The following is a 24369-nucleotide window of genomic DNA, read 5'->3' as shown; positions in this document are numbered from 1 at the left end:
GACACGGATGATTCTTCCGTCGTGACACGCTCCGGCCGTCGACCGCGGCTGGGCTGGCGTCTAGGATCGCCGGCATGACGACATGGACGTTGATCACGGTTGCCCCCACCGGCGCGGAGTCGGCCAAGGCGGAGGTGCCGGCGCTGCCGGTGACCCTCGACGAGCTGCTGTTGACCGCCAAGGAGTGCGAGGCGCTCGGCGCCGCCGTGATCCACGTCCATATTCGGGACGACGAGGCGAAGCCCACCCTGGACCAGGGGCGGCTCCGGGCGACGGTGGCCGCGCTGCGCGAGAGCACTGACCTCATCGTGCAGCTCTCCTCCGGCGGCGCGGTGACCGACCCGGAGGCGGCGCGGCTCGCCGTGCTGGACGCCGGGCCGGACATGGCCTCCTGCACCATGGGCACGGTCAACTTCGGCGACGACGTCTTCCTCAACCGCTGGGAGTTCATCGTCGACCTGCACACCCGGATGCAGGAGAAGGGCGTGGTGCCGGAGTACGAGATCTTCGAGCTCGGCCACCTGACCGCCCTCCAGCGCCTGCTCGGCAAGTACGGCCTGCCGCACGGCGGGCACGTGCACGTCGACTTCGTGATGGGCGTGCCGGGCGGGATGCCGGGCACCACCGCGACGCTGGTCGCCGCCCAGCAGATGCTCCGTGACCTGCCGGAGGGCACCACCTTCTCGGCGACCGGCATCGGACGCAGCACCATCCCGGTCATGCTCGCCTCGCTGTCGACCGGCGGGCACCTGCGGGTCGGCATGGAGGACACCGTCACGTACGCCAAGGGCCGGCCGGTGGAGTCCAACATGCAGCTGGTCGCCCGGGCCGTCGGCTTCGCCCAGCTCGCCCAGCGCCCGCCGCTGACCACCGCCGAGGCCCGGCAGCTGCTCGGCCTGTAAGCCCGCCCCGGCCCGGCACCCCTGTACGTCGGCGGTCGACGCCGCTGGTCACCCCGGTGTTGGGCCCGCCGGGCCCGTCGGTACCGTCCACCTCGTGGGAAAGACGTACGAGGGCGGCGCGCCGCTCGCCGAGGTGGTCCGGTCCGGCTTCGTGGAGGGGCTGCACCGCGGCTCGGTGGTGGTGCTGGACGCGACCGGCGCGACGGTGGCCGGCGTCGGGGACGTGCTCTCCCCGATCTTCCCGCGCTCGTCCAGCAAGCCGATGCAGGCGATCGGGATGCTCCGCGCCGGCCTGCCGCTGACCGACCCGGCCGACGTGGCGCTGGTCTCGGCCAGCCACGCCGGCGAGGAGTTCCACCTGGAACGGGTCGCCGCCCTGCTCCGCCGCGCCGGGCTCGACGAGTCCGTGCTGCACTGCCCGCCCGACCTCCCGGTCGGCGACGCGGCCCGGGAGGCCGTGCTGCGGGCTGGCGGCGGGCCGACGCGGATCCAGATGAACTGCTCCGGCAAGCACACCGGCATGCTGTTGACCTGCCTCGCGGCCGGCTGGCCGCTGGCCGGCTACTGGCGGCCCGACCACCCGCTGCAGCGCCGGCTGACCGCCGCGATCGAGGAGTTCACCGGCGAGGAGGCGGCGGCGGTCGGGGTCGATGGCTGCGGCGCGCCGGTGCTCGCCGTCTCGCTGACCGGGCTGGCCCGGGCGTACCTGCGGCTGGTCGCGGCGGAGCCGGGCACGGTCGAGCGGACCGTGGCCGACGCGATGCGGGCGTACCCGGAGCTGGTGGGCGGCACCCAGGCCGACGACACCCGGTTGATGCGGGGCGTACCCGGCCTCCTGACCAAGGTAGGCGCCGAGGGCGTCATCGTGGCGGCCGTCCCCGGGGTCGGCGCGGTCGCCCTCAAGATCGACGATGGCGCCGCCCGCGCCCGGATGCCCGTGCTGGTCTCCGCGCTGCGCCGACTCGGCGTCGACGCTCCGGTCCTGACGGAGTACGAGGACGTGCCGCTGTTCGGCGGCGGCCTCCCGGTCGGGGCGGTCCGCGCCGTCTGGTGAGCCGCGCGACCCGCGCTCGGCCGCCGCGGCTCGTGCTCGTACCGCGCGGCCCGCGCTTGTACTGCTCGGCCCGCGCTCGTCCCGACTCGGCCCGCGCTCGTACCGCTCGTCCGCCCGTCCGGCGCCCGGCGGCAAGTCGCGGTGTCCCGCCTGTGCGGGGGGACCGTCCGCGGGCGGCATCCCGCCCGTCCCGCGGCGACCACCGTGGTGAGCCTCATGACTGTCAGGCAAAAATCAGTCATGACGCTGCCCGGGGATGTGGCGCTCAGGGCGCGACACGCCGGTCGGGCGTCCCGCCCGGCCGCGGCGGAACCGACCGGGCGGGGCGGGTCAGGGCAGGAAGTCGAGCAGGGCGGCGTTGACCGGTTCGGGGCGTTCCAGCGGCAGCAGGTGGCCGGCGTCCGGGACGTCGGGCAGGCGTACCGCGTCGGCTGCCTCGGCGGCGATGCGATCGGCGAGCCGGCTGATGTCCGGTACGTCCGCCGCCCCGGCCCCGACCAGCACCGGCATCCGCAGCTCGCCCAGCCGGTCGATCGCCGGCGGATCGAGCTCGCCGACCTCGACGGCGCTCAACGCCAGCTCGGCGGCGAGCGCCCGCTGGTCCATCTCCCGGGCGAACCGGATCAGCTCCGGGTCCACGTCCTCGGGCCGGCGGGCCGGGCCGACCACCCAGAACCGCACCTCGCCGGCGGCGGACGCTGCGAAGTCCTCCGGGTCCACCTCGCCGACCAGGGTCTCCCAGAGTTGCTCGGTCTCCTCCGACCACTCGTTGCCGGAGACCGGGGCGCCGAAGAGGGCCAGCGCCGAGACCCGCTCCGGGTGGGCCAGCGCGGTGTCCACCGCGACCTTGCCGCCGAACGAGCACCCGACCAGGGCGGCCCGGTCGAGGCCGAGCGCGTCCAGCAGGCCGACCACGTCCTCGTGGTGGGCGAAGGGCGCCGGCGGCAGCGCGGAGTCGCCGTAGCCGCGCAGGTCGGGGGCGATGACCCGGTGCCGGGCGGCGAGCGCGGGGAGCTGCTCCCGCCACATCCGCCGGTCGGCGATGCCCGCGTGCAGCAGCAGCACCGGCGTTCCGGTCCCGACCTCGTCGTACGCGAGCAGGGCGCCGTTCACTTCGATCTTGGTCACGCCAGGACGGTACGTACCGGACACCGGGAGCGCAACAGTCGATCTGAGACCTTGCTAACTCCGGCTAGCGTTTTGCTTGCAGTTGCTAGCACTGCCCGATAGCGTCGAAGTATGGCCACCAGCAAGGACCTTCCCGACGTCGGCGGGTTCATTCGCGATCTGCGCCGCAACGCGAAGATCTCGCTGCGGCAGCTCGCCGAGCAGGCCGGCGTCAGCAACCCGTACCTCAGCCAGATCGAGCGCGGCCTGCGCAAGCCGAGCGCCGAAGTGCTGCAGCAACTGGCCAGCGCCCTGCGCGTCTCCACCCCGGCGATGTACCTGCGGGCCGGGCTGCTCGACGACAAGGAGGGTCAGGGGGTGCTCGCCGCGATCGCCGTCGACCCCGAGCTGACCATGGCGCAGAAGCAGTCGCTCACCCAGATCTACGAGACGTTCCGCCGGGAGAACGCGCGGCTCGCCGAGGCGACCGCCGCCGCGACCGCGGGCGCCGAGCCGGCGGTGCCGGCCGCCACCGGGCCCGCCGAGGCCCCGGAGGCACCGGCCACCGTCACGCCGGCCGCCACCGTCCCCACGACGCCGGACGGCACCCCGACCGAGGCGGTCCTCGAGTCGGTCGCCGTCACCGAGGCGGGCCCCGCTCCCGCCCCGACCACCACCGCACCCCAGAAGAAGACCGCGCCGAAGGCCGCCGGTGCGGCCGAGGAGGAGAAGTCATGACCCAGCCGAAGACCAACCGCATCCCCGCGCCGCTCTACGCCGCCGCCGGCGCCGGCGAGCTGGCCCTGCAGCAGCTGCGCAAGCTCCCGACCGTGGTCAGCGACCTCGGCACCAAGGTCGTCGCCGACCTCGGCGGCAAGGCCGTCGTCACCGGCTTCGAGCTGCGCCAGAAGGCCACCGAGACGCTGAAGACCGCGAACCTCACCGCGACCGGGCTGCGGGAGAAGGCCGTCCCGGCCGACCTCGACCTGGACAAGCTCCGCGAGGCCGCCACCCGGAACGCCGCCGCCGTGCTGGGCGCCGCCGAGGCCGCCCAGGAGCGTGCCCTGGCCGGCGCCCAGGCCGCGCAGGTGCGGGCCCTGGCCGCGTACGCCGAGCTGGTCGCCCGCGGTGAGCGGGTCGTCGGCGCCGGCGTGCTGGAGGCCGCCGACACGGTGAACGCGGACATCGAGGCGACGGAGGCCGACGTGACGGCGCCGGCCGCCGCGACCCCGACCGCCGCCCCGGTCGACGTCCCGACCCCGGCCGACGTGGCCGAGGTCGTCGAGGCCAAGCCGGCCGCCGCCAAGACCGCGCGGACCCGGGCCACCAAGGCCACCGCGGCCAAGGCCGCGACCGCCACCCCGTCGGCGAAGCTGCCGAAGACCACCAAGCGGACCCGCCCGGCCGCCGAGTAGTCGATTCCGGATCGACGGCCCCGGAAGCGTCCTGCGGGACGTTTCCGGGGCCGTCGGCATAAGCTTGCCGACATGGCATACGCCGCGCCGATCTTCGCGTACGAAGTCCGCTATGTGATCGAGCTGATCCTGCTCGTCTTCGCCCTGGTCATCGAGGGCGTGGCGCTGGTGCACGCCATCACCCAGCGCTCCGACGCCTTCCCCGCGATCGGCACCCTGCCCAAGGGCGGCTGGATCGCCATCCTCGCGGTCTGTCTGCTGCTGACCCTGCCGTTCTTCGGCTTCGGTGGGGTGCTGAGCATCTTCGGCCTGGTCGGCATCGCGGCGGCGCTCATCTACCTGCTGGACGTCCGGGTCGGGCTGCGCGACCTGCACGACGGCAAAGGCTTCTGGTGAGGGGTTTCCGCTGGCCCCCGCCGCCGGACGGCGGCCCGCGCACCTGGGGCCCCGGCCCCGGCGGGCCGCGCACCGGCCGTCCGGCGCTGCCGGAGCCGGAGACCGAGCTGGTCACCACCCCGCACGGGGTACGGCTGGAGCGGCTGGTCACCGGCGTCGGTGACCCGGTCACGGTCTTCGCGCACGGGCTGGGCAACGGCATCGCCACCACCCGCCCGTTCGGCAGCGCGGTCACCGGCCGCAGGGTCTTCTTCCAGTTCCGCGGGCACGGCCGTTCCGACTCGCCGCCCGGCCCGTGGAGCTATCTGGACCTGGCCCGGGACCTGCGGGCCATCGCCGACCTCGGCCGCGCGACCCGGGCCTTCGGCGCCAGCCTGGGCGCTGGCGCGCTCTGCCGGCTGCTGGTGGAGAGCCCGTCGCGCTTCGAGAAGCTGGTCTTCTTCCTGCCCGCCGTGCTGGACCAGCCGCGCGGCGAGGCGGCCCGGGCCCGCCTGACCGACCTGCTCGACGCGGTGGAGAGCGGCGACGCCTCCGCCCTCGCCGACGTCGTGTCGATGGAGCTGCCGCCCGCCGTGCGGAACACCCCGGCCGGCTGGGCGTACCTGCGGCAGCGGCTGGACCAGCTGCTGCGGGACGGGCTCGCCCCCGGGCTGGCCAGCCTGCCCGAGCAGACGCCGCTGCGGGACGCGGGCGTGCTCGCCCAGGTCACCGCCCCGGCGTTGGTGATCGGCTGCGCCGGCGACGACCTGCATCCGGTGCCGGTCGCCGAGCAGCTGGCCGCCGCCCTGCCGAACGCCACCCTGCACGTCTACGACCGCCCGAGCGTGCTCTGGTCGGAACGCGCCGACCTGCGGGAGCGGATCTCCGGGTTCCTCAACGGGTAACGTCGCCTGTCATGGGCGTCACACACCACGGCCGTACCCACCGCCTCGACCTCGCCGACCCCACCCTGCGCGAGTGGGAGTGCACGGTGCTGACGGCCGACCCCGAGCAGGGCATCGTGCTGGACCGGTCGGCCTACTACCCGGGCGGCGGCGGGCAGCCACCGGACCACGGGGTGCTGCTCTGGCAGGGCGTGCAGACCCGGATCGTCGGCACCCGCAAGGGCGACGACCTCTGGCTGATCCCGGCCGAGGGTGATCCGGTGCCGCCGGTCGGCACCGCGGTCACCGGCGCGGTCGAGGACGACCGCCGGACGATGCTGATGCGTACCCATTCGGGGCTGCATGTGCTCTGCGGGGTGGTGTTCCGCGACTTCGGCGCGCTGGTCACCGGCGGCAACATGGAGCCGGGCGAGGCCCGGATGGACTTCAACCTCCCCGAGGTGCCGCCGGACTTCAAGAGCCGGATCGAGGAGCTGGTCAACGCCGAGGTGGCCGCCGACCGGTCGGTCGCCGTCCGGGTGCTGCCCCGGGCCGAGGCCCTCGCCCTGCCGGACATCATCCGTACCCAGTCCAACCTGATCCCGCCGGACGAGCAGGAGGTCCGGATCGTCGACATCGTCGGGCTGGACGTGCAGGCCGACGGCGGCACCCACGTCGCCTCGACCGCCCTCATCGGCAAGGTCCAGGTGGTCAAGGTGGAGAGCAAGGGCCGGGCCAACCGCCGGGTCCGGGTCAGGTTGGCCGACTGAGGCGTACAGCCGCGCAGGTGTGCGCCCGAGGTGTCCCCGGCACCGGTGGGCCGGTGCCGGGGACGAGGGGTCAGACGAGGTCGACGCGTTCCCGCTCGACCGGGTAACCCGCCCGGGCGAAGACGGCGGCCATCGGGTGGTTGGTCTGGTCCGTGGCGGCCACGATCTCCGTCGCGCCGCCCTCGACCAGCAGGTGCGTGCCTTCGACCAGCAGGTCGTACGCGTAGCCGTGGCCGCGCTGCTCGGGAACCACGCCGACGAAGGCGACGATCGGATCGCTGTGGTTGCGGGCCGGCACGATGATGCCGACCAGCGTGCCACTCGCGGTCCGGGCCAGTCGCCACCAGTCACGGGGACCCGGCAGCCAGCGCAACAGGTCCAGTTCCTCCTGGGCCGCCGCCGCCGGCCCGGAGGTGGCGATGGTGTGGCGGGTGTGGGCGTCCAGGCTGCCCTCGCCGATGCGGCGGAGGACGTCGAGGATGACGGCGTCGTCGGGTTCGGGGTGGAACTCCAGCCGGCCCGGTCGGGCCGGCAGTCCGCAGTCTGCCGTCCAGCGGTACCGGTACCGCTCGACCAGCACCGACATGCCGGCCTTCGTCGCAGCGTCGATCCGGGCCTCGCCCTGCGCCCGGACGGCCGGGTCGTCGCGCCAGCCGGGTGGCAGTGAGATGGAGTACTCCGCCCGCAGCGGCGCGGTCCGCAGCAGCTCGACCGCCGCGTCGGCATCGGTGAAGTCGAACCAGTCGAGCGCCAGCGGCGCGGTGTCGCCGGGGCCGCCCCACCAGGCGGCGCGGGCCACGACGGTGTCGTCGCGGAGGGCGACCCAGGTCCATTCGGGGCGGTACTGGCCGGCGGCGGCCATGTCGAGGTAGCTCTCGCCGAAGGCGGCGCGGCCGACGAGAGCGGGGTCGGGCAGGGAGTCGAAGAGGTGTTCCTCGCCCGCGATGATCGGGCGAATGACCAGGTCGGTCATGGGGTCCTTCCGGGTGGTGACGTGCTCCCGGTTCAGGACCTCGGCGTCCTCGCCGTCGGGTGGGAGCACATGACTGTCGTGGTGGACATCGCGCTCACCTCCCTTTCGCTGATCGAGGACGCGGCCGCAGCCTAACGGCAGGGTCGGTGCCGGGCCAACTGGGTTTTCGGCCGTGAGCCGGAGGGCCGGGTGCTCCTCCCTCCGACCCTGGTCGTGAGGCCCGAGGGCTACGGCCGGGCCAGCTCCGGCGGCAGGTGGGCGGCCCGGACGTCGAGGAGCCACCGCTCGACGGTCTCCTCGTCCGGCCGCTCCGGCAGCGGGGTGCGGATCCGGTCGAAGTCCCGTTCCGCCTCGGCGACCAGCGCCTCCGCCTCGTCCAGCGCCCCGCCGGCGACCCGTTCGCCGAACGCCCGGAACCACTCCGGGTCGGCCAGCCGGATCTCCAGCACGCCGGTCGCGTAGAGCACCCGTCCCTGGTGCAGCAGCCGGGCCAGGTGCCGGGCGTGCTTCGCGGAGCGCCGCCGGCCACCCGCCGACGAGTCCCGGGCGGTCAGCTTCCGGAACTGCTGGCTGGCGTAGCCGAGGTAGGCGGCGCGGACCCGGGGCGCGCTGAGGAACGCCGACCGGATGCCGATCAGCCGCTCGCCGAGCTCGGTGCGGGTCTCGTAGCAGTCGTCCGGCAGCCACATCAGCTCGGTCGCCGTCGGGTTGCCGCTCAGCGCGAGGCGGCAGTACTTCCCCGCCTCGTGCAGCGTGACGTCCGGTTCGGTGGTGACCACCGACTCACGCGGCGGGTGCAGGCCGTGGAAGGCCACCGTCGGCGCGGCGAAGACGCCGATCCGGTCCACGTCCGATCCGGTGCCGGCCAGCCCGTAGGCCACCGAGCCGACGATCCCGGAGAGCAGCAGGTGCATGCCGGCCATCATGGCGGATCGGGAGGACCCGGAAAACCGGACTTCGGTTGTCAGGTATCGGTGACACCGTGGCGGGCATGACGAAACCGCTGACAGGAAAGATCGCGCTCGTCGCCGGGGCGACGCGGGCGCCGGCCGGCAGATCGCGGTCCAGCTCGGCGCGGCCGGGGCCACCGTCTACGCCACCGGCCGCACCACCCGCGAGCGCCGGTCCGAGATGGACCGGCCGGAGACCATCGAGGAGACCGCCGAGCTGGTCACCGCCGCCGGCGGCACCGGTGTGGCGGTCGCCGTCGACCACCTCGACCCCGACCAGGTACGCCGCCTGGTCGAGCGGATCGACGCCGAGCACGGCCGCCTCGACGTGCTGGTCAACGACATCTGGGGCGCCGACCCGCTGATCACCTGGGAGAAGCCGGTCTGGGAGCAGCCCCTCGACGCCGGCTTCCGCACCCTGCGGCTGGCCGTGGACACCCACATCATCACCAGCCACTTCGCCCTGCCGCTGCTGATCCGCAACCGGGGCGGCCTGGTCATCGAGATCGGCGACGGCACCAAGGAGTACAACGACGCCACCTACCGGCTCTCCGTCTTCTACGACCTGGCCAAGGTCTCGGTCAACCGGCTCGCCTTCACCCAGGCGCACGAGCTGGAGCCGCACGGCGGCACCGCGGTGGCGCTCACCCCCGGCTGGCTGCGCTCCGAGGCGATGCTGGAGCACTTCGGGGTCACCGAGGCCAACTGGCGGGACGGCGCGGCGAAGGACCCGCACTTCGTCATGTCGGAGACGCCGGCCTTCGTCGGGCGCGCGGTGGCCGCCCTGGCCGCCGACCCGGACCGGGCCCGCTGGACCGGGAAGTCCGTCGACAGCGGCGGGTTGGCCCAGGTGTACGGCTTCACCGACCTCGACGGCACGAGGCCGCACTGGCAGCGCTATCACGACGAGGTGCTCAAGCCGGGCAGGCCGGCGGACGACACCGACTACCGCTGACCGGTGTCCGGCCCGTCCGGGGCGTCGGAGTAGAGCGCCGCCGACCGGCGGGCCGCCTCGGCGAAGCGCGCCCGCAGCTCCGGCGGGTCGAGCACCTCCACCTCCGGACCGAGCCGGAGCAGCACGTCGTACGCCACCGGCACGGACTCGACGGGCAGCCGGGTCGCCACCCACCCCTGCCCGTCGGGTTCGCCCGCCCCGGCCACCGCCTCGTCGTACGCGAAGGGGGCCTCCGCGACGTGCCGCAGCGCCCGCAGGCCGGCGGGGCTCAGCCGGACGCGGACCTCGGCCCGCAGCATGCCCCGCAGGAACGCCTCGGCCTGCTCCCGCCAGTACGCCCCCAGGTCGAAGCCCTCGTCCCGGGCGAAGGCCTCCTCGCCCACCTCGACGCCGACCACCCGGTCCACCCGGTACGTCCGGTGCCCGTCGCCGACCCGGCCCACCAGGTACCAGACCCCGCTCTTCAACACCAGCCCGTAGGGCTGCACGGTGCGGCTGACCTCCCGGTCGCCGCGCCGGTAGCGCAGCTCGACCACCCGGTCCCGCCACACCGCCCGGGCCAGCTCGGCCAGCCACGGCGGCGGTGCCGCCTCCCGGAACCAGCCCGGCACGTCGAGGTGGAACCGCTGGCCGGTCCGGGCGGGCGCGTCCCGCAGGCTCGGCGGCAGCGCGGCGAGCACCTTCAGCTCGGCGGCGGCCACCGCGTCGGCGAGCCCCATCTCGCCGGCCGGACCGGGCAGCCCGGCCAGGAAGAGCGCCTCCGCCTCGTCCCGGGTCAGCCCGGTCAGCCGGGTCCGGTAGCCGCCGAGCAGCCGGTAGCCGCCGGTTCGACCCCGGTCGGCATAGACCGGCACCCCGGCGGCGGAGAGCGCCAGCACGTCCCGGTAGACCGTCCGCTCGGAGACCTCCAGCTCCCGGGCCAGCTCGGTCGCGGTCATCGTCTCCCGCGACTGGAGCAGCAGGACCAGCGAGATCAGCCGGGAGGCGCGCACCGGTCCATCCTGCCCGCGTCGCTTTCCCCGGCGCGGGGGCGGGGGACCGTTAGGCTCTGCGGTCGTGAACGCACCCCGCCTCGCCGCCCCGGTCACCGGCGCCGTCGGCCGGTTCCTCGCCGGCGCCGGGCTGCTCCTGCGCGGCCTCGGCCTCTACGTCCGCAGCCCCGGGTTGATGCTGCTCGGTATCATCCCGGCGCTGATCTCCGGCGCGCTCTTCCTCGCCGCCTTCGCCACCCTGGTGTACTTCGTGGACGACCTCGCCGCGCTGGTCACCCCGTTCGCGGACGACTGGTCGGCGACGCCGCGCGGTCTGGTTCGGGTGATCGCCGGGCTGGCCTTCCTGGGGCTGGGCGGGCTGCTCGCGGTGGTCACCTTCACCGCGGTCACCCTGGTCATCGGCGACCCGTTCTACGAGAAGATCTCCGAGCGGGTCGAGGAGCGGTACGGCGGCACCCCGGGCGCGGTCGACGTGCCGATCTGGGCTTCGCTGCGCCGCAGCGCCGTCGACTCGCTGCGCCTGGTGGCGATTTCCGCGCTGGTCGGCATCCCGCTCTTCGCGGCCGGCTTCATCCCGGTGGTGGGGCAGACCGTCGTACCGGTGATCGGGGCGGCGGTGGGCGGCTGGTTCCTCGCCCTGGAACTGGTCGGCGCGCCCTTCTACCGGCGCGGCATGCGGCTGCCGGACCGCCGCTCCCGGCTGAAGGCGGACCGGCCCACGGCGCTGGGCTTCGGCGTGGCGGTCTTCGTCTGCTTCCTGATCCCGCTCGGCGCGGTGCTGGTCATGCCGGCCGCCGTGGCCGGGGCCACCCTGCTGGCCCGCCGGTCGCTCGGCCAGCCCATCGAGGAGCGCTGACATGGAGATCACCCTGGTCGAGGGGGACATCACCGCCCAGCGGGTCGACGCGATCGTCAACGCGGCCAACTCCTCGCTGCTCGGTGGCGGGGGAGTGGACGGGGCGATCCACCGCAAGGGCGGGCCGGCGATCCTGGCGGAGTGCCGGGCGCTGCGCGCCTCCCGGTACGGCCGGGGCCTGCCCACCGGACAGGCGGTTGCCACCACCGCCGGCAACCTGCCCGCCCGCTGGGTGGTCCACACCGTCGGCCCGGTCTTCTCGCCCGGCGAGGACCGGTCGGCGCTGCTGCGGGACTGCTACGCCAACAGCCTGGCGGTCGCCGACGAGATGGGCGCCGCGACGGTGGCCTTCCCGCTGATCTCCGCCGGCATCTACGGCTGGCCGGTCGACGACGCGGTACGCCAGGCGCTGACCGTGCTCCGCGCGGCGGCCCCGGCGCACGTCAGCGAGGCCCGGCTGGTCCTCTTCAGCGCCGACACGTACGCCACCGCCGAGCGGGTGGCCGCCGCCGGCTGAGCCGGCGGCGCGACTCCGGCGGGTCACGCCACCCGCGACGCGGGCGGCCGTCCCGTCAGCTCAGCTCAGCGAGGCAGGACCACTGGGCGGCCGCCGGCCGGTAGCCGAGCCGCTCGTTGATCGCGAGCATCGGGGCGTTCGCCTCGTCGTTCGAGGTGTAGGCGACGGCGACCCCGGCGGCGCGGGCACGGTGCAGCGCGGCGAGCTTGGCCAGCCGGGCCAGCCCTCGGCCGCGGAACGCCGGCAGGGTGGCCGTCATGTCCGACCACATCCGGTCGCCGTCCCGCTTGACCAGGCTGAAGGCGACCAGCTCCCCGTCGACCTCGACGGCCGAGCTGGCCTCCCGATCCAGCCCGAGGTTGTCCCAGACCTCGTAGCGCCAGTTCGCGTAGCTGAGCGCGTCGGTGGGCGCGTCCCCCGGCTCGTCGGCGGAGGCCGCGACGTGCACGGTGTGCAGCCGGCGCGGATCGAGCCCGGCCAGCGGCGGCAGCCGCAGCCCGTCCGGGCCGTCCGGCAGCGGCGGCGTCGCCCGCAGGTCCAGCGCCGAGTAGCGCAGCTCCCGGCTCGGCGTGAAGCCGTGCCGGCGGGCGAACGGCAGCGACTCCGTCAGCGCCCAGGTCCGCACCCGGCGGATCCCCAGCGGACGGAGGTGGCCGAGCGCCTCGGCCAGTAGCGCGGCGCCGATGCCCCGACCGCGCTGCTCCGGATGGACGTGCAGCAGGGAGACCTCCCCGAAGTCCGCCTCCGACGTGCGGCCGTTGCGGTAGGCCGACACCCAGCCGACCACCCGGCCGTCGACCTCGGCCACGAACGCGGTCCACTCCTCGCCCGGCGGCGGTTCGGCGATCATCCGGCGGGTCGACTCGACCCCGCGCACCAGGTACGGGTAGACCAGCGCGCGCAGCGCCACGACGGCGGGCGCGTCGTCGGGGTGGGCGGCACGGATCAGCATCTCAAGCCACCTCGCGGACGGCGGCGACCGCCTCGACCTCGACGAGCTGGTCCGGGTAGCCCAGCACGGTCACCCCGAGCAGCGTGCTCGGCGGGTCGTGGTCGCCGAAGGCGTCCCGGACCACCTGCCAGACGGCCACCAGGTCGGCCCGGTCGGTCGTGGCGACGTACACGGTGGTCCTGACGACGTCGGGGAGCGCCGCCCCGGCGGCGGCCAGCGCGGTCTCCAGGTTGGCCATCACCTGCCGCGCCTGGGCGGCGGGATCACCGGGAGCGACGGTGCGGCCCACGGCGTCCAGCGGGCAGGCCCCGGCGGTGAAGACCAGCCGGGCCGGCGGGGTGACCCCGGCCGCGTAGGCGTACTCGGCGACGTCGGAGAGTTCGGGGGCGCGGATGAGGGTCACGGTGCCGGTCACCGGGCGACGGTAGCGCCGGCGGTACCGCACCGCGACGGGTTATCGGAGGGCCCTGGACCGGGGCCCCTCCGCCCGCGTCAGGCCGAGTCGCGGACGATGAGGTCGGTCGGCAGGATCAGCTCCTGCTCGACGTCCTCGCCGGCCGTCATCCGCAGCAGCTGCCGGGTCATCGCCCGGCCCAGCTCGACGATGTCCCAGCGCACCGTGGTCAGCGGCGGCTCGGTGTACGCCGCGGTCTCGATGTCGTCGAAACCGATCACCGCCACGTCGTCCGGCACCCGCCGCCCCGCCTCGCGCAGGGTGCGCAGGGCCGCGTGCGCCATCAGGTCGGAGGCGGCGCAGACCGCGTCCAGGTCGGGGTACGCGGCGAGCAGGTCCCGCATCGCCGCCGCCCCGGACTCCCGGGTGAAGTCCCCGAACGCCTCCCGGGCGGGCAGCCCGGCCGCGGCCATCGCCTCCCGGTAGCCGGTGAGCCGCTCGATCCCGGCGACCATGTCCTGCGGCCCGGCGATGGTGGCGATCCGCCGCCGACCGTTCCCGATCAGGTGCCGCACCGCCCGGGTGACCCCGCCGACGTTGTCCACGTCCACGTACGGCACCCGGGCGCCGTCGAGCGGCCGGCCGGCGCACACCACCGGGATGCCCAGCCGGGTCAGCACGCCCGGCAGCGGGTCCTCGCCGTGCAGGGAGGCGAAGAGCACCCCGTCCACGTGCCGCCCGGTGGTGTAGCGCTCGACCCGCTGGTGCCCGGCCGGCGAGCCGGCCAGCATCAGCACGAGCTGCTTGTCGGCCGCCTCCAGCTCCTGGCTGACGCCCCGGATGATGCCCGGGAAGACCTGGTCGTCGGAGAAGACCCGGGTGGCCTCCTCGGGCATGACCAGGGCCACCGAGTCGGTCCGCTGGGTGACCAGGCTGCGGGCGGCCAGGTTCGGCACGTACCCCAGCTCCTCGACCGCCCGGTGGACCGCCTCCCGGATCGACTCGGCCACCGTGGTGGAGCCGTTGACCACCCGGGAGACCGTGGCCCGGGACACCCCGGCCCGGCGGGCCACCGCCTCCAGGGTCGGTCGTTGTGCCGTCGTCATCCCCACCACCTCGTCACAGCCCGTTCCGGGAGATCACCTCCCGGTACCAGCGGGCACTCTCCTTCGGTGTGCGCCGCTGGGTCAGGTAGTCGACGTGGACGATCCCGAACCGCTTCCGGTAGCCCTCGGCCCATTCGAAGTTGTCCAGCAACGACCATACGAGATAACCGCGCACGTCCACGCCTCGGGCGATGGCCCGGTGCACGGCGCGCAGGTGTCCGTCGAGGTACGCCACCCGGTCGGTGTCGGCCACCCGGCCGGTCCCGTCCGGGTCCTCGGCGCCGGCCTTGTCCGGGAACGCCCCACCATTCTCGGTGATCATCAGCGGCAGCCCCGGGTAGTCGGCGCCGATCCGCTCCAGCAGCCGGGTCAGCCCGGCCGGCTCGATCATCCAGCCCATCTCGGTGAGCGGCCCGACCGGCGGCAGGAACTCCACCACGCCCTCCGTCCCCGGGTAGGCGCTGCCGCCCGCCCCGCCCGAACGTCCGGCGACGTAGGCGGGCGAGTAGTAGTTGACGCCGAGCAGGTCGATCGGGGCCGCGATGATCTTCTCGTCCCCGTCCCGGAGGAAGGTCGGCTCGACGTGCCGGGCGACGTGCTCCAGCACGTCCTCCGGATAGCCGGCGCCGGTCAGCGGGTCCAGGAAGATCCGGTTGTGCAGGCCGTCGACCAGGCGCACCGCGGCGGCGTCCGCCTCGCTGTCCGCGTCGGCCGGCTGCACGTCCGCCGGGTTGAGGGTGAGCCCGAGGGTCGCCACCCCGGCAGCGCGCAACGCCCGGGTCGCCAGGCCGTGGCCGAGCAGCAGATGGTGTACGGCGCGGAAGGCCGCCCCGGCGTCCCGCTCGCCGGGGGCGTGCACCCCGTTGCCGTAGCCGAGGTAGGCCGAGCACCACGGCTCGTTCAGCGTGGTCCAGGTCCGGACCCGGTCACCGAGCCGGCCGAGCACGGCGACCGCATAGTCGGCGAAGTGCTCGGCGGTCTCCCGGCTGGTCCAGCCGCCCCGGTCCTGGAGGGTCTGCGGCAGGTCCCAGTGGTAGAGCGTGACGAACGGGTCGATGCCCCGGCCCAGCAGCGTGTCCACCAGCCGGTCGTAGAAGTCCAGGCCGCGCGGGTTGACCGGGCCGGTGCCGTCCGGCTGGATCCGCGGCCAGGCGACCGAGAAGCGGTACGTCCGGAGTCCCAGCTCCGCCATCATGGCCACGTCGTCGGCGTACCGGTGGTAGTGGTCGCAGGCCACGTCGCCGGTGTGCCCCTGGAACACCTTTCCGGGCGTACGGCTGAAGGTGTCCCAGATCGACGGGCCGCGACCGTCCTCCTGGGTCGCGCCCTCGATCTGGTACGCGGCGGTGGCCGCCCCCCAGACGAAGTTCTCGGGGAATCGGAGCTCGCTCACGCGGTGCCCTCTTTCGTTCGCGACTGCGGGGCTCGCAGGCCCGGCTCACTCCTCGCGCTCACGCGGTGCCTTCTTTCGTTCGCGACTGCGGGGCTCGCAGGCCCGGCTCACTCCTCGCGCTCACGCCTTGACCGCACCTTCCATGATGCCGCCGATGATCTGGCGGCCGAACACGATGAAGACCAGCAACAGGGGAAGGGTGGCGATCGCCGTCCCGGTGAACACCTGTGACATGTCCTGGTAGTAGCCGTCGGAGAGGGCCCGCAGGGAGAGCTGCACGGTGGGGTTCTCCGGGTCGTTGAGGACGGCGTACGGCCAGAGGAAGTCGTTCCAGGTGGTCATGAAGGTGAGCAGGCCGAGCACGGCGGCGGCCGGGCGCAGCGCGGGCAGCACCACGTGGAAGTAGATCCGCGCCGTGTTGCAGCCGTCCATTCGGGCGGCCTCGATCAGCTCGGTGCTGACCGCCTGGCCCGCGTACTGGCGCATCATGAACACCCCGAACCCGGTGACCAGGGCCGGCACGATCACCGCCGGCAGCCGGTCGTTCCAGTTCAGCTTCGTCATCAGCATGTACAGCGGGATGACGCCGAGCTGGGTGGGCACCATCATGGTGGCGACGATGACCAGCAGCAGGGCGTTTCGTCCGCGGAAGCGCAGCTTCGCGAAGGCGAACCCGGCGAGCGTGGAGAAGAAGACCACCGAGACGGTGACCGTGCCGGCCACGATCGCCGAGTTGATCAGACCGGTGAGGAAGTACGCGTCGGTGTTCTCGAACAGCCGGGCGATGTTGGCGCCGAGGCTGCCGCCCGGGGTGACCGGCGGCGGCACCTGCCCCATCGCGTCGCTGGTCCGGCTGGCCACCACGAACATCCAGTAGATCGGGAAGATCGACAGGAAGGCCGTGAGGGTCAGCGCCAGGTACGTGAGCCGGCCGGCCGACCAGATCCGGGACATCAGTCGCCCTCCTTCCGGACGCCGCCGCCGAGCCGGCGCAGGAGCAGTACGTTGCCGGCCGCGACCACCGCGATCAGCGCGAAGAGCAGCCAGGCGATCGCCGAGCCGTAGCCGAAGTTGTAGTGCGGCGCGAAGGCGTTCTCGAACATGTACATGGTCACCGTCTGCGACTCGCGCAGCGGGCCGCCGCGGATCGCGTTGGTGCCGGAGTTGAAGAGGCGGGGCTCGGTGAAGAGCTGGAGGCCGCCGATGGTGGAGATGATCACCGCGAAGACGATCGTCGGCTTGAGCAGCGGCACGGTGATCGACCAGAACTGCCGGGACCGGCCGGCGCCGTCGATCGAGGCCGACTCGTACAGGTCGCGCGGGATGGCCTGCATGGCGGCCAGGAAGATCAGCGCGTTGTAGCCGGTCCACCGCCAGTCGACCATCGCCGAGATCGCGGTCCACGCCGCGAACCGGTTCGCCTTCCAGTCGATCGCGTCGACGCCGACAAGGTCGAGCAGCCAGTTGATCATGCCGAACTCGCGGCCGAAGAGCACGGCGAAGACGATCGCCACGGCGGCCGTCGAGGTGACGTTCGGGATCAGCACCGCCATCCGCCAGGTGGTTCGGGCCCGGAGCTGGCGGTTGAGCAGGTTGGCCAGCCAGAGCGCGAGGAGCAGCTGCGGGACGGTGGAGATGACGAAGATGCCGAGGGTGTTGACCACCGAGTGCCAGAAGTCCGGGTCGGCCAGCAGCTGGGTGTAGTTGTCGAATCCGATGAACGTGTGCTCGGCGCCGAGCAGGTCCCAGTCGTGCAGCGAGACCCAGAAGGTGTAGATCAGCGGGTAGCTCCCGAACACCCCGAAGAGCAGGAAGAACGGGGCGATGTAGAGGTAGGGCGAGTACCGGGTGTCGAACCGGCTGAGCCGGGCGGCCCGGGAGGGGCGGGGGGGCGCCGGTGCGACCGGCGGCCGGGCGTCGAGCTGGACGGCCATGGCCCGTGACTCCTTTCCGCCGTGCGGGCGGTACCCCGTCGCCGGGGCCCGCCCGCACGCCTGGCTGCTCGGGCTACTTGGCGGCGGCCTTCTTGGCGTTGTTCACCGCGTCGGTCCAGCCCTGCTCGGGGCTGCGCTGCCCCAGCTCCACGGTGCGGACCGCGTTCTCCACCTCGGTCCGGACGGCCTGGTTCTTCGGGCCCATGTAGACCGGCTTCAGGCTCTTGGCCCCGGTGGCGAAGATCTTGCCGACCGGCGCGTCCGAGAAGTACGCGTTCTTGGAGTCGACGATCGCCGGGTCCTCGAGCGCCTGCGGCGAGGACGGCAGCGGGCCCTTGGCCCTGAAGGCGCCGATCTGGCCCTTGGCGCTGGTCAGGAACTTTGCCAGCTCGATCGCCTCGGCCTGGTGCTTGCTCTGCTTCGGCACGGCGAGGAAGGAGCCGCCCCAGTTGCCGCCGTTGCCGGGCACCTGCGCGATGTCCCACTTGCCCTTGGCGCCGGGGCCGGCGTTGCCCTCGATGACCCCGGTCATCCAGGCCGGGCAGGCGATGGTGGCGAACTTCGACTGCTTGAACGCCGACACCCACTCCTCGGACCAGGAGCCGTACTTGCCGGAGAGGCCGGAGTCGACGATGTCCATCGTGGTGTCGTACGCCTGCTTGACGGCCGGGTTGCTGTCGACCACCAGGTTGTTGCTGGTGTCGTAGTAGCTGTAGCCCTGCGCGTTGCCGGCGGACTGGAGCAGGATGGTGTTGAAGGTGTTGGTCGCCGCGTCCAGGAACGACGCGCCGGTGTTCTTCGCCTTGAACTGCTCGCCGACCTTGATGTAGTCCTGCCAGGTCGGCCAGAGCTTGGAGACCGCGTCCCGGTCGGTGGGCAGCCCGGCCTTGGCGAAGAGGTCCTTGCGGTAGCACATCGCCATGCCGCCGACGTCGGTGCCGAGGCCGATCAGCTGCTTGCCGTCGGCGGTCAGGCCCTGGTTCCACTTCCACTCGAGGAAGTTGCCCTTGAGGTCGGCGGCGCCGTGGTCCAGCAGGTTGACGAAGTTCTGCGGGTTGGCCTTGTACTCGACCAGCAGGCCCTCCTCGATGGCGACGATGTCGCCGGCGCCCTTCCCCGCGGCCAGCCACTGGGTGAGCTTCGGCGAGTACTCGTCGAGGTTGCTGCCGGTGCCCCGCTCAACGATCTTCACGTCGGGGTGGCTGGCCATGTACTCCTTGTACAGCTCGTCGTAGCCGAACTGGCCGAAGACGTCGACCGTGAGCGTGATCGGCCCGTCGGCGGCGGACTTGTCGTCCCCGCCGCCGCAGGCGGTGGTGCCGAGCAGCGCGGTGGTGGCGGCGAGGGCCACCGCCGCCAGGCGGCGGCGCGTGAAGGTAGCCATCTCTTATCTGACCCCTCTAGGTCGTCCGGGTGGTGGAGAGTGGTTCGTTGACTCAGAGAGCGCTCTCACGAAAGAGTGGTGCCTGCCTCAATTTCTGTCAAGAGAGCGCTCTCAGACCCTTGTCAAGAGGGGTCGGAGTTCCCGGGGCGCGCCCGGAAACGGCGAAGAGTGGCCTTCCGGCGGGGGAAGGCCACTCTTTTCGCGAGGCGTCGCGCGTGCCCCGGCCGGGCGCCGGGGCCGTCGGCTCACCCGACCCGCAGGCCGTCGAGCAGGCTGCGGTCGCCGGTCACCCCGAGGGTGTCGAAGCTGACCCGGCCCCAGAGCGCGAGCAGCAGGTCGCTGGCGGTCGCGGTGACCTGGGCGCGGGCGTGGTGGTCCTCGTGGCCGAAGACGGTGGCGGTGTCCAGCAGCGCCACCCCCTCACCGCGCAGCCGCAGGTACCAGTCCTGGGCGGCGTCGGCGGCGGTCAGCTGCACCACCCCGTGCCAATGGCCGGGCGTCCGCCGCCGGCCCGCCGGCAGCCAGGTGTCCAGCACCTCGCTCACCCCGTCGGCGGCGAGCTTCGCCTCGATCGGCCCGCCCGCGGCTATGGCGAGCTGGGCGTCCCACCGGTGCACCGCCGTCTCGTGCGCCAACCGGCGCGGCCAGAAGCCCGCCTTCTTCGGCTGCGGCGCCCAGTTCCACGCCGGCGCCTCCGGGTCCAGGCCCTCGAAGATGGTCATCAGCTGGTCGTAGCCGTGCTGCCAGAGCTGGAGCGGGGTGACCCCGGCGGGCGGCTCGCCGGTCGGCCGGGCGGGCGGGTTGGTCGAGCCGGCGGCGACGAAGGAGGAAACCCAGTGGTAGACGCCGGCGAGGTGGAGAGTGAGGTCGGAGACCGTCCAGCCAGGACAGGAGAGCACCGGTGTCTCCGGCGGCGCCTCGGCGACGGCGGCGGCGAAGGCGGGACCCTCGGTCCGCAGCGCGCCGATCCAGAAGTCCTTGGTGCCGTGCAGTCTGCTCATCGCAATCCTCCCGGGGGTGACCGGGCCACCGGTGGGTGCCGCGGCTACCCCTCAGCCTAGGGTGAAAGGCGTGTCAGACGTCTACGCCGAACCGACGACCGGAGCCGACCCGACCGACCCGACCGACCCGGCCAACCTGGCGAGATACACCACGCTCCGACTCGGTGGCGCCGCCCGACGGTTGGAGACCGCTACCAGCGCCGAGGAAATCGTACATAAGGTGCAGGAGGCGGAGCGGCGGGACCAGCCGGTCCTGATCCTCGCTGGCGGCAGCAACGTGGTCATCGGCGACCAGGGCTTCCCCGGCACGGTGGTCCTGGTCCGTTCCCGGGGGCTCCGGGTGGTCGCCGAGGACGCCGAGACGGTCACCGTACGCGTCGAGGCCGGCGAGCCCTGGGACGAACTGGTCGCCGCCACCGTGGCCAACGGCTGGTCGGGGCTGGAATGCCTCTCCGGCATCCCGGGCTCGGCCGGCGCGACCCCGATCCAGAACGTCGGGGCGTACGGCCAGGAGGTCGCGGAGACCATCACCGGTGTCCAGGTGTACGACCGCACCGACGGCAGCGTCGGCCGGATCGACGCGGCGGACTGCGGGTTCGCGTACCGGGGCAGCATCTTCAAGTACAGCGACCGCTGGGTGGTGCTCTCCGTCGACTTCCGGCTGACCCGCTCGCCGCTCTCCGGCCCGGTGCGCTACGCCGAGCTGGCCCGGGCGCTCGGCGTCGAGGTGGGTGACCAGGTGCCGCTGGCCGACGCCCGCGCGACCGTGCTGCGGCTGCGCGCCGGCAAGGGCATGGTGCTCGACGCCGCCGACCCGGACACCTGGTCGGTCGGCTCCTTCTTCACCAACCCGGTGCTGGAACGCGAGGCGTACGAGCTGCTCCGGGAGCGCGCCGCCGACCTCGGCGAGCCGCCCTCCTGGCCGGGGGCCGGCGACGTGGTCAAGGTCAGCGCCGCCTGGCTGATCGAGAAGGCCGGCTTCGCCAGGGGCCACTCCGGCCCGGAGGGCGTCGCCATCTCCAGCAAGCACACCCTCGCCCTCACCAACCGCGGCGGCACCGCCAGCACTGCGGCCCTGGTCGCCCTGGCCCGCGAGATCCGCGACGCCGTCCACGACCGCTTCGGCGTCACCCTCCACCCCGAACCCGTCCTCATCAGCTGCACCATCTGACCCCCACTGACCCCCACCCTCCCGCGATCTTGCACTTGGTGTCCGGGAAAAGCGGACACAGGGGGCAAATTGAGGGCCCCGAGTGCAAGATCCCCGGGGTGGGGGCGGGGGGTCAGGTGGGGGAGATGGCGGGCCAGGGGAGGGTGAGTTCGCCCCGGCGCCAGCGGCGGGGGTGGTTGAGGATGGGCCAGCCTGAGGCGCGGACGGCGCGGACCGTCTGCAGCCAGCGGTGGCGGGGGCCGAAGGTGGCGTAGCCGGCGGCGGCCTGCCAGGCGTCGTCGAGGGCCCGGATCAGGTCGTGGATGCGTTCGCCGGGGACGTTGCGGTGGATCAGCGCCTTGGGCAGCCGCTCGGCGAGCTGGGCGGGGCTCTCCAGCGTCGCCAGGCGAGCCGCCAGGGTCAGCGTGCGGGGGCCGGCCGCGTCGAGCAGCACCCAGCTGCCGAGCCGGCCCAGCTCGTCGCAGGTTCCCTCGACCAGCAGCCCGCCCGGGGCGAGCCGGGCGGTGACCGTACGCCAGGCGTCGGCGACCTCGCCCTCGTCGTACTGGCGCAGCACGTTGAACGCGCGGACCAGGGCGGGGCGCAGGCCGGCCAGCTCGAAGCCGCCCCGGGCGAAGGTCAGGCCGGGCGGGTCGGCGGCCGGCTGGGCGGCGGCGACGCGTACCGGCTCGATCTCCAGCCCGACCACCCGGACGTCGGCGCGGACCCCGGCCGCCAGCCGGGCCCGCAGCTCGACGGCGGTGACGGGGGTGGCGCCGTAGCCCAGGTCGACCACCAGCGGGTCGGCCGCCGACCGCAGCGCGTTCCCGCAGGTCTCGACGATCCAGTTGTCCACCCGCCGCAGCCGGTTCGGATTCGTCGTCCCCCGGGTGACCACGCCCACCGGCTTCATCAGCGCGCCCTCGGTTCGCGACTGCGGGGCTCGCAAACCCGGCTCACTCCTCGCGCTTCACTGACCCACCCGGTGCACCTTGTGCTGGGCGGCCTGGGCCAGCGGGCGCACCACCAGCCGGTCCACGTTGACGTGGTGCGGGCGGGTGGCGCACCAGGCGATGCAGTCCGCGACGTCGTCGGCGACCAGCGGCTCGGCCACCCCGGCGTAGACCGCGGCGGCCTGGTCCGCGTCGCCGCCGAAGCGGACCAGGCCGAACTCGTCGGTCTTCACCATCCCGGGGTCGATCTCGATGACCCGGACCGGCCGCCCGCTGAGCTCCAGCCGCAGCGTGCCGGCGATCGCGGTCTGGGCGTGCTTCGCGGCGGCGTAGCCGCCCCCGCCCTCGTAGACGGTGAAGCCGGCGGTGGAGCTGACGATCACGATGGTGCCGGCGCCGGAGGCCTCCAGGGCCGGCAGCAGCGCCTGGGTGACCCGGAGCGTGCCGAGCACGTTCACGTCGTACATCCACTGCCAGTCGCCCACCGCGCCGGACTCCACCGGGTCCAGGCCGCGGGCCCCGCCGGCGTTGTTGACCAGCAGGGTGACCGGCCCGGGCGCGGCGGCGGCCGCCGCGGCCAGCCCGGCCACCGACTCGTCGGAGGTGACGTCGCAGGCCACCGCGGTCGCCGCCCCGCCCGCCGCCTCGATCTCGGCGACCAGGCCGGCGAGCCGGTCGGTACGCCGCGCGGCGGCGAGCACGTGGAAGCCCTCGGCGGCCAGCCGGCGGGCGGTGGCCGCCCCGATCCCGCTGGACGCCCCGGTGACGATCGCGACTGAGGTCATCCGGTCATTCTCCCCCCGGTCGTGGTTCCCGGCGGTGATGAGGTCCGTCACGCCGGGGCCCCGGGGCCACGCATTTCCAAAGCCCGATGGGGAAGATGACATCCGGCGTGGAGGTTGACCGAGAAGCGCCGGTCGTGCGGGACGGCATCAACCGTGGCAGAGGGAGCGGACGTGGCGGAATTGCACACCGGTGTCGGTCGTCAGCGAGGCACCCTGCCGTGGCCCCGGCCCCGCCGCATCGCCACCCTCTCCGTGCACACCTCCCCCCTGGACCAGCCCGGCACGGGCGACGCGGGGGGCATGAACGTGTACATCCTGGAGGTCGCCCGCCGGCTGGCCGAGGCCGACGTCGAGGTGGAGATCTTCACCCGGGCCACCTCCGGTGACCTGCCCCCGGTGGTCGAGATGGCGCCCGGCGTGCACGTCCGGCACATCACCTCCGGCCCGCTCGAAGGGCTCACCAAGGAGGAGTTGCCCGGGCAGCTCTGCGCGTTCACCGCCGGGGTGCTCCGCGCCGAGGCGTCCCGCCCACCCGGCCACTACGACCTGATCCACTCGCACTACTGGCTCTCCGGGCAGGTCGGCTGGCTGGCCAAGGAGCGCTGGGGCGTGCCGCTGGTGCACACCGCGCACACCCTGGCGAAGGTCAAGAACGCCCAGCTCGCCGCCGGGGACCGGCCCGAGCCGAAGGCCCGGGTCATCGGCGAGGAGCAGGTGGTCGCGGAGGCCGACCGGCTGATCGCCAACACTCGGGTCGAGGCCCGCGACCTGCTCGACCGGTACGACGCCGACCCGGACCGGGTCGCCGTGGTCGAGCCCGGCGTCGACCTGGACCGGTTCCGCCCGGCCGTCGGGGACCGGGACGCCGCCCGGCTCGCCGCCCGCCGCCGGCTGGGGCTGCCCACCCACGGGTACGTGGTGGCCTTCGTCGGCCGGATCCAGCCGCTCAAGGCGCCCGACGTGCTGATCCGGGCCGTGGCCGCGCTGCGCGACCGGGATCCCGCGATCGCCGCCGAGCTGACCGTGGTGATCTGCGGCGGCCCCAGCGGCAGCGGCCTGGACCGGCCGACCGCCCTGATCGAGCTGGCCGCCTCGCTCGACGTCGCCGACCGGGTGCGCTTCCTGCCGCCGCGGACCGGCGAGGACCTGCCCGCCCTCTACCGGGCCGCCGACCTGGTCGCGGTGCCGTCGTACAACGAGTCGTTCGGGCTGGTCGCGCTGGAGGCCCAGGCCTGCGGTACGCCGGTGCTGGCCGCCGCGGTGGGCGGTCTGGTCACCGCCGTCGGGGACGGGGTGAGCGGGGTGCTGATCGAGGGCCACGACCCGGTCGACTGGGCCCGGACGCTCGCCAGGCTGCTGCCGGACCGGCTCCGCCGGGCGGCCCTGGGCCGGGGCGCCGAGCGGCACGCCCGCAACTTCTCCTGGCACCGGACGGTCTCCGGCCTGCTGGCGGTCTACGGCGAGGCGATGACCGAGCACCGCAGCCGGCTCGCCGCCCGGTTGGCCGCCGACCCCGCGCTCTCCTGCTCCTGGTGAGGCCGGTGGGCGCGACGGTGCGGCCGTAAAG

At 73.7% G+C, this 24369-nt stretch carries 25 protein-coding genes and 1 pseudogene; 12 read left to right on the top strand and 14 right to left on the bottom strand.

What is annotated here, in order from left to right:
- Positions 1–74: 74 nt before the first annotated feature.
- Together EV384_RS01140 and EV384_RS01135 are read left to right on the top strand one after the other, a co-directional pair.
- Positions 75–902 carry a beta-keto acid cleavage family enzyme gene (locus EV384_RS01140; RefSeq protein ID WP_130329266.1) on the top strand — a complete coding sequence of 276 codons (828 nt, stop codon included), beginning with the start codon at positions 75–77 and terminating at the stop codon, positions 900–902.
- A 94-nt stretch (positions 903–996) separates the two neighbouring features.
- Positions 997–1956 (top strand): asparaginase, encoded by a 960-nt coding sequence (locus EV384_RS01135; protein WP_130329264.1) that lies wholly within the window; start codon positions 997–999, stop codon positions 1954–1956.
- A 330-nt stretch (positions 1957–2286) separates the two neighbouring features.
- Here the strand turns inward: EV384_RS01135 and EV384_RS01130 are convergent, their stop codons facing one another.
- Complete coding sequence (locus EV384_RS01130) at positions 2287–3084, bottom strand: alpha/beta fold hydrolase (RefSeq protein WP_165439844.1); 798 nt, start codon at positions 3082–3084, stop codon at positions 2287–2289.
- Positions 3085–3195: 111 nt separating this feature from the next.
- Here EV384_RS01130 and EV384_RS01125 point away from each other — a divergent pair, with 111 nt between their 5' ends.
- From EV384_RS01125 to EV384_RS01105, 5 genes are all read left to right on the top strand, one after another.
- A complete protein-coding gene (locus tag EV384_RS01125) occupies positions 3196–3801 on the top strand; it encodes a helix-turn-helix domain-containing protein (protein ID WP_130329260.1) in 606 nt (201 codons plus the stop codon).
- The gene (locus tag EV384_RS01120) at positions 3798–4478 is read left to right on the top strand and encodes a hypothetical protein (protein ID WP_130329258.1); all 681 of its coding nucleotides are present in this window, start codon (positions 3798–3800) and stop codon (positions 4476–4478) included. The genes EV384_RS01125 and EV384_RS01120 overlap by 4 nt, the downstream gene beginning before the upstream one ends.
- 72 nt (positions 4479–4550) lie before the next feature.
- On the top strand, positions 4551–4874 hold the full coding sequence (locus tag EV384_RS01115) for a DUF2516 family protein (protein ID WP_130329256.1): 324 nt from the start codon (positions 4551–4553) through the stop codon (positions 4872–4874).
- Positions 4871–5758, top strand: a complete 888-nt coding sequence (locus tag EV384_RS01110; RefSeq protein ID WP_130329254.1) for an alpha/beta fold hydrolase — start codon at positions 4871–4873, stop codon at positions 5756–5758. The genes EV384_RS01115 and EV384_RS01110 overlap by 4 nt, the downstream gene beginning before the upstream one ends.
- 11 nt (positions 5759–5769) lie before the next feature.
- Positions 5770–6507, top strand: coding sequence for an alanyl-tRNA editing protein (locus EV384_RS01105; protein WP_130329252.1), 738 nt, complete (start codon positions 5770–5772; stop codon positions 6505–6507).
- 70 nt (positions 6508–6577) lie between these two features.
- On the opposite strand, the gene EV384_RS01100 is transcribed toward EV384_RS01105, so the two are convergent.
- Complete coding sequence (locus EV384_RS01100) at positions 6578–7480, bottom strand: GNAT family N-acetyltransferase (RefSeq protein WP_130329250.1); 903 nt, start codon at positions 7478–7480, stop codon at positions 6578–6580.
- A gap of 227 nt (positions 7481–7707) precedes the next feature.
- Positions 7708–8394: a nucleotidyltransferase domain-containing protein gene (locus EV384_RS01095; protein ID WP_130329247.1), complete on the bottom strand. Its 687-nt coding sequence runs from the start codon at positions 8392–8394 to the stop codon at positions 7708–7710.
- Positions 8395–8471: 77 nt separating this feature from the next.
- Here EV384_RS01095 and EV384_RS01090 point away from each other — a divergent pair.
- A pseudogene (locus tag EV384_RS01090) lies at positions 8472–9385 on the top strand (SDR family oxidoreductase).
- Here EV384_RS01090 and EV384_RS01085 read toward each other — a convergent pair.
- Positions 9376–10377 carry a helix-turn-helix transcriptional regulator gene (locus tag EV384_RS01085; protein ID WP_130329245.1) on the bottom strand — a complete coding sequence of 334 codons (1002 nt, stop codon included), beginning with the start codon at positions 10375–10377 and terminating at the stop codon, positions 9376–9378. The pseudogene EV384_RS01090 and the gene EV384_RS01085 sit on opposite strands and share 10 nt — an antisense overlap.
- Before the next feature lie 64 nt (positions 10378–10441).
- Here EV384_RS01085 and EV384_RS01080 point away from each other — a divergent pair, with 64 nt between their 5' ends.
- Together EV384_RS01080 and EV384_RS01075 are read left to right on the top strand one after the other, a co-directional pair.
- Positions 10442–11233 carry an EI24 domain-containing protein gene (locus EV384_RS01080; RefSeq protein WP_130329243.1) on the top strand — a complete coding sequence of 264 codons (792 nt, stop codon included), beginning with the start codon at positions 10442–10444 and terminating at the stop codon, positions 11231–11233.
- A 1-nt stretch (position 11234) separates the two neighbouring features.
- Positions 11235–11750 carry an O-acetyl-ADP-ribose deacetylase gene (locus EV384_RS01075; RefSeq protein ID WP_130329241.1) on the top strand — a complete coding sequence of 172 codons (516 nt, stop codon included), beginning with the start codon at positions 11235–11237 and terminating at the stop codon, positions 11748–11750.
- Between the two features lie 55 nt (positions 11751–11805).
- Here the strand turns inward: EV384_RS01075 and EV384_RS01070 are convergent, their stop codons facing one another.
- The 8 genes from EV384_RS01070 to EV384_RS01035 all read right to left on the bottom strand — a co-directional run bounded on the left by EV384_RS01070 (position 11806) and on the right by EV384_RS01035 (position 19914).
- Positions 11806–12702 carry a GNAT family N-acetyltransferase gene (locus tag EV384_RS01070; protein ID WP_130329239.1) on the bottom strand — a complete coding sequence of 299 codons (897 nt, stop codon included), beginning with the start codon at positions 12700–12702 and terminating at the stop codon, positions 11806–11808.
- 1 nt (position 12703) lies between these two features.
- Positions 12704–13105, bottom strand: coding sequence for a RidA family protein (locus EV384_RS01065; protein ID WP_207232542.1), 402 nt, complete (start codon positions 13103–13105; stop codon positions 12704–12706).
- An 89-nt stretch (positions 13106–13194) separates the two neighbouring features.
- Complete coding sequence (locus tag EV384_RS01060; RefSeq protein ID WP_130329235.1) at positions 13195–14202, bottom strand: LacI family DNA-binding transcriptional regulator; 1008 nt, start codon at positions 14200–14202, stop codon at positions 13195–13197.
- A 13-nt stretch (positions 14203–14215) separates the two neighbouring features.
- Positions 14216–15595, bottom strand: coding sequence for a GH1 family beta-glucosidase (locus EV384_RS01055; RefSeq protein ID WP_130329233.1), 1380 nt, complete (start codon positions 15593–15595; stop codon positions 14216–14218).
- Positions 15596–15715: 120 nt separating this feature from the next.
- Positions 15716–16549 (bottom strand): carbohydrate ABC transporter permease, encoded by an 834-nt coding sequence (locus tag EV384_RS01050; protein WP_130329231.1) that lies wholly within the window; start codon positions 16547–16549, stop codon positions 15716–15718.
- Positions 16549–17529 carry a carbohydrate ABC transporter permease gene (locus EV384_RS01045; protein WP_130329229.1) on the bottom strand — a complete coding sequence of 327 codons (981 nt, stop codon included), beginning with the start codon at positions 17527–17529 and terminating at the stop codon, positions 16549–16551. The genes EV384_RS01050 and EV384_RS01045 overlap by 1 nt, the downstream gene beginning before the upstream one ends.
- A 73-nt stretch (positions 17530–17602) precedes the next feature.
- On the bottom strand, positions 17603–18913 hold the full coding sequence (locus tag EV384_RS01040; protein ID WP_130329227.1) for an ABC transporter substrate-binding protein: 1311 nt from the start codon (positions 18911–18913) through the stop codon (positions 17603–17605).
- Between the two features lie 245 nt (positions 18914–19158).
- Positions 19159–19914, bottom strand: coding sequence for a maleylpyruvate isomerase family mycothiol-dependent enzyme (locus EV384_RS01035; RefSeq protein WP_130329225.1), 756 nt, complete (start codon positions 19912–19914; stop codon positions 19159–19161).
- Between the two features lie 70 nt (positions 19915–19984).
- On the opposite strand from EV384_RS01035, the gene EV384_RS01030 reads away from it, so the two are divergent.
- Complete coding sequence (locus tag EV384_RS01030; protein ID WP_130329223.1) at positions 19985–21085, top strand: UDP-N-acetylmuramate dehydrogenase; 1101 nt, start codon at positions 19985–19987, stop codon at positions 21083–21085.
- 112 nt (positions 21086–21197) lie between these two features.
- On the opposite strand, the gene EV384_RS01025 is transcribed toward EV384_RS01030, so the two are convergent.
- Together EV384_RS01025 and EV384_RS01020 are read right to left on the bottom strand one after the other, a co-directional pair.
- Entirely contained in the window at positions 21198–21977 is a 780-nt protein-coding gene (locus EV384_RS01025; RefSeq protein ID WP_207232207.1) for a class I SAM-dependent methyltransferase, read from the bottom strand.
- A 57-nt stretch (positions 21978–22034) separates the two neighbouring features.
- On the bottom strand, positions 22035–22802 hold the full coding sequence (locus EV384_RS01020; RefSeq protein ID WP_130329221.1) for an SDR family NAD(P)-dependent oxidoreductase: 768 nt from the start codon (positions 22800–22802) through the stop codon (positions 22035–22037).
- Between the two features lie 171 nt (positions 22803–22973).
- Between EV384_RS01020 and mshA the strand changes: the two genes are divergently transcribed.
- The gene (gene mshA / locus EV384_RS01015; protein WP_130329219.1) at positions 22974–24338 is read left to right on the top strand and encodes a D-inositol-3-phosphate glycosyltransferase; all 1365 of its coding nucleotides are present in this window, start codon (positions 22974–22976) and stop codon (positions 24336–24338) included.
- Positions 24339–24369: the final 31 nt, after the last annotated feature.

The sequence above is a fragment of the Micromonospora kangleipakensis genome, from assembly GCF_004217615.1.
GTDB lineage: Bacteria > Actinomycetota > Actinomycetes > Mycobacteriales > Micromonosporaceae > Micromonospora > Micromonospora kangleipakensis.
Note: the sequence above shows the minus strand (reverse complement) of the source record. Positions and strands in the feature narration are given on the sequence as shown.